The sequence below is a fragment of the Mesorhizobium sp. L103C119B0 genome, from assembly GCF_000502235.1.
GTDB lineage: Bacteria > Pseudomonadota > Alphaproteobacteria > Rhizobiales > Rhizobiaceae > Mesorhizobium.
The window spans coordinates 135,001-137,824 of record NZ_AYXE01000015.1 but is presented as its reverse complement, the minus strand read 5'-3'; the positions used below and the strand labels follow the sequence as shown (position 1 = coordinate 137,824).

2 protein-coding genes, 1 tRNA gene and 2 rRNA genes (1 of these 5 cut by a window edge) are annotated in these 2,824 nt (G+C 57.4%); 2 read left to right on the top strand and 3 right to left on the bottom strand.

The window, feature by feature from the left end; genetic code table 11:
• Positions 1-393: 393 nt before the first annotated feature.
• Both X728_RS1000000170505 and X728_RS1000000169375 read left to right on the top strand, forming a co-directional pair.
• Complete coding sequence (locus X728_RS1000000170505) at positions 394-600, top strand: hypothetical protein (RefSeq protein ID WP_155924024.1); 207 nt, start codon at positions 394-396, stop codon at positions 598-600.
• A gap of 401 nt (positions 601-1,001) precedes the next feature.
• Entirely contained in the window at positions 1,002-1,253 is a 252-nt protein-coding gene (locus tag X728_RS1000000169375; protein ID WP_155924023.1) for a hypothetical protein, read from the top strand.
• On the opposite strand, the gene X728_RS143460 is transcribed toward X728_RS1000000169375, so the two are convergent.
• From X728_RS143460 to X728_RS143470, 3 genes are all read right to left on the bottom strand, one after another.
• Positions 1,224-1,300, bottom strand: a tRNA-Met gene (locus tag X728_RS143460). The genes X728_RS1000000169375 and X728_RS143460 overlap by 30 nt on opposite strands.
• Positions 1,301-1,589: 289 nt before the next feature.
• Positions 1,590-1,704: ribosomal RNA gene (rrf, locus tag X728_RS143465) — 5S ribosomal RNA — on the bottom strand.
• Positions 1,705-1,905: 201 nt separating this feature from the next.
• Positions 1,906-2,824: ribosomal RNA gene (locus X728_RS143470) — 23S ribosomal RNA — on the bottom strand; it runs 1,883 nt beyond the window's last position.

Sequence of the window (2,824 nt, the reverse complement as noted above, 5' to 3'; positions counted from 1 at the left end):
GCACCGCCCTCGTTCGTGAGGCGTATATAGTCGCCACCAACCAGAACTGTCAACAGTCATCGACGATGTTTTTGCGATTTCTCGTAGAGATATCCACGGGGCGGAAATTCGTGAGCTGGCTTGGCTGAAATTGTGAGTGGTGTTCCGCTGAGGATCACTCTTCTACCAAGCTCCCACCTAGGCGGCGGCAGGTGCGTGCCATCGGCCTGAGAATCGCCTCCTGGCGAGTGTCGATCCCCACGCCAGCCTAAGCAGCGCTTCAGAGCCGGCCTTCCAGCAATTCCGCCGTGATGTTGCGGCCGACGAAAAAATACCCAGGACCAGACCCGTTCGGCATCGACTGCGAAAGCAATGCTGACGGCACGTCGCCAGCTGATGATCCGCGGACCAGGCATGATCTCGACCCGCTCTGTGCCGCACTGTGGAAAAGTCGACACGCTCAGGCAATGGTCGCGCATGCCGACAACGAAATTCCAAGCGATCGCCGGCGACGCACGGGTCGGCTACGTGGTCATAGAACTGGCCGAGTTCAGTTCCGCCTTGGGGTGGAAGACAATGCGGTACTGCATTGCCTATTTGGCTTTCGCCTGCTTCGCGTGATGACGCGCCTCGAGTCGCGAAAAAACCGTCTCGACAGGGATGCCCTTAGCCGGATCCTGCCGGAGCTCGGTCAGGCGCGCCGGAACCTCCTCGCGCAGCCATCTCTCCTGCTCCGCCTCGAAATCCTCGAGCATACGTAGGCCGGCGCGAACATCTCAGGCATTGTTGTAGCGGCCTGATTCGAGCTGCTTCCTGATGAAGCTCTCATAGTGGTTCGTTCAGAGCGTAGTCGGGCACGGCAACCTCCTGGAAGATTATGGCGCCGATCAAGCCCGGTAGCAATAATAGCAATGATTGGAAGCGCACGATCACGGTTCGTTTTCCAAGATCTGATGGCGAGAGAATGGTTCGTCGCCTGGTTCTGCAGTATCCAAAGCGCCCAGTCACGATCGCGCGGGCGCGTGGCGGTTGCCGCGCTGACAGAGGCGGGAGTCAACCGGCTTCGCGTGGGCAAAGGTGCCGAATACAAAAAGGCTTGCGAGCTACGGGCGGTTGGGGGTCATGATTTGGCTTTTCTGTCCCACGGCGTCGGCTTCGCCTGCTTCCGACCCCTGGTGCAGGTTAAAATCGCCATCGATCACGGTCCGAACGCAAAAAGCCCGCGTGAAGCGGGCTTTTTTTGTTGGTTGCGGGGACAGGATTTGAACCTGTGACCTTCAGGTTATGAGCCTGACGAGCTACCGGGCTGCTCCACCCCGCGTCACCTCCAGGGCAAGCTCTTGCTTGCTCCGGACTCTCCAGGGCAAGCTCTTGCTTGCTCCGGACTCTCCAGGGCAAGCTCTTGCCTGCTCCGGATCTGAAGCAAGCGTTTGCTTGCTTATCTGGACGTAAGCCTGGGCCTATGAACAGGATGGCTTACAGATAGGTATATGGCTGACCAAATGAAAGGGCCGCTTGCGCGGCCCGTGATCCCTTGGCGGGCCTTTTCGTAGAGAGAAGATTTCAGTTTCATCCGGTTTGCGGATGAGAGTTCAACGTGCGTTTTGCAGACCTGGCAGCGACCTACTCTCCCGCGTCTTGAGACGAAGTACCATCAGCGCTGGAGCGTTTCACGGCCGAGTTCGGAATGGGATCGGGTGCAGCCGCTCCGCCATAACCACCAGGTCGGCAAAACGCACGTTATATCGAGAAGCTGTTTTTTCGTGCCAAGGCGACGTTTGTGTTTTGCTTTCGGGCGCAAGCCCGCAAGCGCGACTGCGCGTCGCCGGTTTTCCGGCGCCCTCGCGGAGCATAGGCCCTGTAAGGGCCGCTCATGCGTGAGCGCTGGTCAGATCATCGTGTTCACGATGAGCATAAGGAATGAGAACGATCAAGCCGATCGAACTATTAGTACCGGTAAGCTTCAAGCGTTGCCGCTCTTCCACACCCGGCCTATCAACGTGGTCGTCTTCCACGGTTCTCAGGGAATACTCGTTTTAAGGTGGGTTTCCCGCTTAGATGCCTTCAGCGGTTATCCCGTCCGGATATAGCTACCCTGCTATGCGGCTGGCGCCACAACAGGTCCACCAGAGATCCGTCCATCCCGGTCCTCTCGTACTAGGGACAGATCCTTTCAATATTCCTACACCCACGGCAGATAGGGACCGAACTGTCTCACGACGTTCTGAACCCAACTCACGTACCGCTTTAAATGGCGAACAGCCATACCCTTGGGACCTGCTCCAGCCCCAGGATGCGATGAGTCGACATCGAGGTGCCAAACAACCCCGTCGATATGGACTCTTGGGGGTCATCAGCCTGTTATCCCCGGCGTACCTTTTATCCGTTGAGCGATGGCCCTTCCACGCGGGACCACCGGATCACTATGACCGACTTTCGTCTCTGCTCGACTTGTCAGTCTCGCAGTCAGGCAGGCTTATGCCATTGCACTCAGCGAACGATTTCCGACCGTTCTGAGCCCACCATCGCGCGCCTCCGTTACTCTTTAGGAGGCGACCGCCCCAGTCAAACTACCCACCATACATTGTCCCGGACCCGGATAACGGGCCGCGGTTAGACATCCATAGTAATAAGGGTGGTATTTCAAGGGTGGCTCCACCTGAGCTGGCGCCCAGGTTTCAAAGCCTACCACCTATCCTACACATGCCACTACGAATGCCAATGTAAAGCTATAGTAAAGGTGCACGGGGTCTTTCCGTCTAACCGCAGGAACCCCGCATCTTCACGGGGAATTCAATTTCACTGAGTCTATGCTGGAGACAGCGGGGAAGTCGTTACGCCATTC

What these genes read in the sequence shown, in the direction of transcription:
- X728_RS1000000170505 (WP_155924024.1), top strand. Translation starts at nt 394, where the DNA reads ATGATCTCGACCCGCTCTGTGCCGCACTGTGGAAAAGTCGACACGCTC.